The following is a 5,922-nucleotide window of genomic DNA, read 5'->3' as shown; positions in this document are numbered from 1 at the left end:
CGCCTGCTGCGTCCCCCGAGCGGCGTCGAGCGTGGTGCCCGAGGTCACCGCAGTCACGACTGCTTCACCGCGCCGTCGGCGAAGGAGAACCACTGCGTGACGAACTCGTCGACGGTGACGTTGCCGTACTGGAGCTCCTCACCGAGGCGCTTGAACTCCGCCTCGATCTCGCCGAAGCCCTCGACCGGCACGGGCGCCGACTCGGTGACGACGTCGGCCACCTGCTCCTCGTACTGCACGACCTGCTCGTCGACCGAACCCTTCTCGACGTTCATCGCGTCGATCTGGGCCTGGACGGCGGGCACGCCCTTGGAGGTGCCGAAGATCTTGCCGACCTCGGGCTCGTTGATGAGGAAGTCGATGAGCGCCGCGGAGGCCTCCGGCTGCTCGGTCTGGGCCGACGCCGACAGGAGCATCGACGGCTTCCAGAACTGCTGGGGCCCGTTGTCGCCCGAGGGCATGGGCAGCATCTGGATGTCCTGGCCCGACTCGGCGACGTAGCCGGCGAGGAAGTTGTCCCAGCTGGCCTCCGACGCCGACTGGTTGACGTGGAACCCGCCGAGCGGCTCGAGCTGCTTGGCCTGCTTGATGGGGAAGAACGCGCCGGCGTCCCGCAGCTCCTGGCCCTTGTTGAGCCACTCGGTCATCTGCGCCTCGTCGAAGTTCAGCTTCCCGTCCTCGGTGAACGGGTCGACGCCCTGCTGGATGAGCCACAGCAGGAAGAACCAGAAGGTGCCGGTGTAGTCGGCGCCGCTGTAGATGACGGGGTCCTCCCCGGCGCCGGCCTTCGAGACCTCCTCCATCCAGGCGTTGAGGTCGTCCCAGGTGTATCCCTCGGCGGGCGGCTCCACGCCGATCTTCTTCAGCACGTCGGCGTTGTAGAAGAGCGCCAGCGTGTTGGTGCTGGTGGGGACGCCGTACTGCGCGCCGTCGATCTGGCCCGACCCCAGCAGGGAGTCGTCGACGCCCTCGGTGTCGAGGTTGACGCCCACCTGGCCGCTGAGGTCCAGCAGCTGGCCCGTCGCGCCGTACTGGCGCAGGTAGGACAGGTCCATCTGGATGACGTCGGGCAGGGCACCGCCCGCGGCCTCGGTGGCGCGCGCGGTCCAGTAGGCGTCCCAGTCCTGGAACTGGGTCTGCACCGTGATGTTGGGGTGCTCCTCCTCGAAGAGGTCCACCGCCTTCTCGTACATCTCGGCGCGGGCGGGCTCGCCCCACCAGGCGAGCGAGATGGTGATGTCCTCGTCGGTGCTGACCTTCTCCGCGGAGCCGGGCTCCGCGGGGTCGGCGCCGCCTCCGCAGGCGGTGAGGGTGAGGGCGACGGCGACCGCCGCCGCGGCCGCGCCGGCGGCCTTCCGCGTGATCCTCATGTGAGCCTCCTCGCTCGTCGATCGTCCACGATCGTCGGCGACGAGGACGCCCCGTTGACCCCTCGTACGGCTGCCGACTGAATCGATAAAACAGGATTCGGTAAGCGTTGTCCAGCCCCGAGGTGCTCCGAGTCACATCACGATCTCGCAACGCGACCCCGACGCGTTCCCGCGGCGACGGCCCGCGAACCCGCACAGGCGGAGCCGGCGACCCGCGGACGTGTGATCGCTCACATCCGGCGGGCAGCCTACGCGGCGGCGTCTCCGCGGGGCGAACCCGCGGCGGCGGGCCCGCGGAGACGCGCGGCGGCGAGGGCTCCGGAGAGTCCTCGCCACCGCGTGAGTGCAGGAGCTCGGTCAGACCGCCGCGAGCTCCGGCACCTGGGCCAGCACCGCGTCCACGAGACCGGCGTCCGTGCCGACGCCCTCGGGCAGCAGGCCCGGCAGCGCCAGCAGCGCCCGCGCGACGTCGGCGGGCGCCGCGGCCGCCGCGTCCCCCTGGCCGGCCCCGGCCACCACGTCGGCGAGCTCCTGAGCCCGCGGGTCGTCGACCAGCCGGCCCGCGGCCGCCTCCCGACGCACCACCTCGCTCCACGCCGCCAGCCCGAACGCCGCGCCCGCCGGGACCGCGCCCGCCGCGAGCCGGTCCGCGACGATGCCGCCCCACCGGAACGGGATCTTCTGGGTGCCGTCCATCGACACCTGCATCGTGGTGTGGCCCGTCGCGGGGTTGGCGAACCGCTCGAGCAGCGACTCCGCGTACGCGGGCAGGTCGGCGCCGTCGGGCGGGGTGAGCGTCGGCAGCGCGTCGTCGAGCATGAACGCGCGGGCGCGCTCGTGCAGCGCGGGGTCGGTCACGGCCTCCGCGAGCGTGGCGTGCCCGGCCAGCCGGCCGGCGTACGCGAGCAGCGAGTGCGTGCCGTTGAGCAGCCGCAGCTTGGCCTGCTCCCAGGGCGCGACGTCGTCGGTGAGCGTCGCGCCCGCCTCCTCCCAGGCGGGGCGCGGACCCGCGAACCGGTCCTCGATCACCCACTGGCGGAACGGCTCGCCGACGACGAGCCCCTCGTCGCGCGCGCCGAGCTCGCGCTCCACCGCGTCCCGCTGCGCGGGCGTCGTCGCGGGCACGATCCGGTCGACCATCGAGCACGGGAAGGCGACGTCGGACGCCAGCCACGACCGCAGCCCGTCGCCCGGCTCGCCCGGCAGCGCCGCGTCCACCGCCTCGGTCACGAGCCGCTCCAGGACGTGCCCGTTGTCGACCATGTTGTCGCAGGTCAGCACCGTGATCGGACGCCGCTCCTCCGCCGCCTGCGCGGCACGCCACCGGGCCGCGAGCCCTCGCACGAGCAGGCCGACGGCCGTCGCGCCCGGCGCCGTCGCGTCATCGCCGGCGAGGGCGACCAGGTCGGTGCGCACCCGCTCGACGTCGAGCCCGCCGTCCGCGCCGCGGGCGTACCCCTTCTCGGTGACGGTGAGCGTGACGACGTGCGTCGTGGGCGCCGCGATCGTCTCCAGCACCCGGGCGGTCTCCTCCGCCGGCCACGCGACGTCCAGCACCGACCCGACCAGGTCCAGCCGGGTCTCGTGCGTGCCCGCGGTGAGCACCGAGTAGGCGCCGCCCTGCGGCCGCAGCTGGTCGCGCACGGAGGCCGAACGCTGCGTGACGCCGAGGATCCCCCAGCGACGGTCCCCCGTGGCGCGGGCGGCCAGCTCGGTGAACACCGCCTGGTGCGCGCGGTGGAACGCCCCGATCCCCAGGTGCACGATGCCCACCTGGTCGGGGGTCACCGGCGCCTCGAGGTGGGCGGGCAGGTGGGAACGGTGCAGGCGGTCGGTCATGGTTCCTCCGTCGTCCGGCGGCGTCGCCGGGGTGATGCGTCCGTGGCGGTCGCGGCGGTCAGGGGGTCTCGGGGGCGGAGCGCGGTGCCGCGGCGCGCGGGGGTGCGGTCGACCCGCGGACGACGAGCTCGACGGGGAGCGTGACGTCGCCCTGCACGGCGCCGTCGTCCTTGCCGGGGCGCAGGACCAGGCGGTCGACGGCGACCCGGCCGGAGTCCCGGAGGTCGGTCCGCAGCGTGGTGAGGGGCGGGGCCAGCAGCTCCGCCACGTAGGCGTCGTCGCAGCCGACCACCGACAGGTCGCCGGGCACGTCGAGGCCGCGCACCCGCAGGCGCTCGACCAGGCCGACGGCCACGAGGTCGTTGAACGTCACGACCGCCGTGGCGCGGGTGGCGACGACGAGGTCGGCCGCCGCGTGCCCTCCGGCGACCTGGGGTCGGTGGGGCCCGAGCTCCACGAGCTCGACGTCCCCCAGCCGGGCGGCCGCCGCGCGGAGGCCGGCGCGGCGGCGTCCGTCCGACCAGGAGCGCTCGGGCCCGCCCACGTAGGCGACCTTCGCGTGCCCCAGGGCCCGCAGGTGCTCCAGGGTGCGCAGCATGCCCGCCTCGTGGTCGGCGACGACGGACGGCAGCCCGTCCACGTGATGGTTGACCAGCACCACCGGCCGCCCCGCGAGGGCCTCCACGGTCCGCTCGACCGCGCGCGGCGAGCACAGGATGATGCCGTCGGTCTGCGGGGCCAGGCCCGAGACGGCCTCGGTCTCGAGCTCCGGGTCCTCGTCGGAGTCGACGACGAAGAGGCCGACGCCCCGCTCCCGCGCCTGGGCCTGGGCGCCCTTCGCGATCGCCGCGAAGTAGGGGTTGGCGAGGTCGGGGACCACGAGCCCGAGCGCCCCGGACCTGCCTGCGCGGAGCACACTGGCCGCCCGGTTGGGCCGGTAGCCGAGCTCGCGCGCCGCGGCCGTCACCCGGTCGCGGGTCGCCGCGGCGACCCGCTGCGGGTCGGTCAGGGCGCGCGAGACCGTCGAGATCGACACGCCGGCCGCCCGCGCGACGTCGTGCACCGTGACCACGACCATCGCCTCCTCGCACCCTCCGACGCACCCCGTCGATGCGAACGTTTGCCAGATAGTCGCACATGGTGGCCCGCCCTGTCGCCCCACTCCTTTCGCGGCGAGGGGATTCCATGCCCGGCGATCGGCAGGCTACGATGCAAACGTTCGCATCCATCTCGACGTTGAGGAGCCCATGTGAGCGAGCGCTGGACCCTGCACCCCGACCGGGCGCTGCCCGCCGACCCCGGATCCCGGGCGCTGGCCCGCGAGGTCTACGCCGCGGTGCGGGACCTGCCGATCGTCTCGATGCACGGCCACGTGCCCGTCGAATGGTTCGCCGACGACGCGCCCTTCGACGACCCGGCCCGGCTCGTCGTCGTGCCCGACCACTACCTCACGCGGATGCTGGTCTCCCAGGGTGAGACGCTGCCGCGCCTCGGCGTCGGCTCCACGGACGACGAGGCCGTCGAGACCGACCCCCGGGAGATCTGGCGCCGGTTCTGCGCCGGCTGGAAGCACTTCCGCGGCACGCCCACCCGCTACTGGCTGGAGCACGTGCTCGTCGAGATCTTCGGCGTCACGCAACGCCCCTCGGCCGAGACGGCCGACGCGCTCTACGACCAGGTGGCCGCGCGGCTCGCCGCGCAGGAGTTCCGTCCCCGCGCGCTGCTCGACGCCTTCAACATCGAGGTCATCGCCACGACCGACCCCGCCTGGGCCACGCTCGACGCGCACGCGAAGCTCGCCGCCGACGGCTACGGCGACCGCGTGCTACCGACGTTCCGGCCCGACCCGCTGCTGCACGTCGACCGCGCGACCTGGCGCGACGACGTCGCGCGGCTCGGCGAGGCGGCCGGCGTCGACGTCACGTCGTACGACCGCTACCTCGAGGCCCTGCGCGCGCAGCGCGAGCGCTTCGTCGCCGCGGGCGCGCGCGCCACCGACCACGGCCACCTCGACGCCGACACGACGCCGCTGGACGACGCCGAGGCGCGCCGCATCCTCGACGCCGCGCTGGCGGGCACGGTCACGGCCGCCGAGGCCCGGGCGTTCAGCGGGCACATACTGTTCCGGATGGCCGCGATGTCGGCCGAGGACGGCCTGGTGATGCAGCTGCACCCGGGCGTCCTGCGCGACCACGCCAGCGCCCCGTTCGCCGCGTTCGGCCCGGACAAGGGCTACGACATCCCCGTCGTCACCGAGTTCACGCGCTCGCTGCGTCCCGTGCTCGACGCCTTCGGCCACCACCCAGGCTTCCGCATGATCGCGTTCACGGTGGACGAGGACGTGTACTCGCGAGAGCTCGCGCCGCTGGCCGGGGTCTACCCGGCGCTGCGGCTCGGCGCGCCGTGGTGGTTCCTCGACGCCCCGGACGCGATGCGAAGGTTCCGCGAGGCGTCCACCGAGACGGCCGGCTTCAGCAACATGAGCGGCTTCGTGGACGACACCCGCGCCTTCTGCTCCATCCCGGCGCGGCACGACCTGGCCCGGCGTGTCGACGCCGGCTACCTGGCCCGCCTGGTGGCGGAGCACCGGCTGGACCTGGACGAGGCGGTCGACGTGGCCGCCGACCTGACCTACCGCCTGCCCCAGGCGGCCTACTCCCGCCCCTGATCGTTGTTGGTTATATCGTGGGCCTGTTTCGTCGAGTATTAGTGC

Annotated in this window: 4 protein-coding genes; 1 reads left to right on the top strand and 3 read right to left on the bottom strand. The window is 73.9% G+C overall.

The genetic code is table 11. From position 1 onward, the window contains the following. Window positions 1-53 precede the first annotated feature (53 nt). The 3 genes from ACFUVW_RS18940 to ACFUVW_RS18930 all read right to left on the bottom strand — a co-directional run bounded on the left by ACFUVW_RS18940 (window position 54) and on the right by ACFUVW_RS18930 (window position 4,287). Window positions 54-1,370: an ABC transporter substrate-binding protein gene (locus ACFUVW_RS18940; RefSeq protein WP_430572856.1), complete on the bottom strand. Its 1,317-nt coding sequence runs from the start codon at window positions 1,368-1,370 to the stop codon at window positions 54-56. 357 nt (window positions 1,371-1,727) lie between these two features. Then, entirely contained in the window at window positions 1,728-3,209 is a 1,482-nt protein-coding gene (locus tag ACFUVW_RS18935; RefSeq protein WP_430572855.1) for a mannitol dehydrogenase family protein, read from the bottom strand. A gap of 58 nt (window positions 3,210-3,267) precedes the next feature. Further along, a complete protein-coding gene (locus ACFUVW_RS18930; protein WP_430572854.1) occupies window positions 3,268-4,287 on the bottom strand; it encodes a LacI family DNA-binding transcriptional regulator in 1,020 nt (339 codons plus the stop codon). Between the two features lie 171 nt (window positions 4,288-4,458). Here ACFUVW_RS18930 and uxaC point away from each other — a divergent pair, with 171 nt between their 5' ends. Then, window positions 4,459-5,877 (top strand): glucuronate isomerase, encoded by a 1,419-nt coding sequence (uxaC, locus tag ACFUVW_RS18925; protein WP_430572853.1) that lies wholly within the window; start codon window positions 4,459-4,461, stop codon window positions 5,875-5,877. Window positions 5,878-5,922: the final 45 nt, after the last annotated feature.

The sequence above is a fragment of the Isoptericola sp. NPDC057391 genome (assembly GCF_042668085.1).
Lineage (GTDB): Bacteria > Actinomycetota > Actinomycetes > Actinomycetales > Cellulomonadaceae > Isoptericola.
This window is presented reverse-complemented; position numbering and strand designations above follow the sequence as displayed.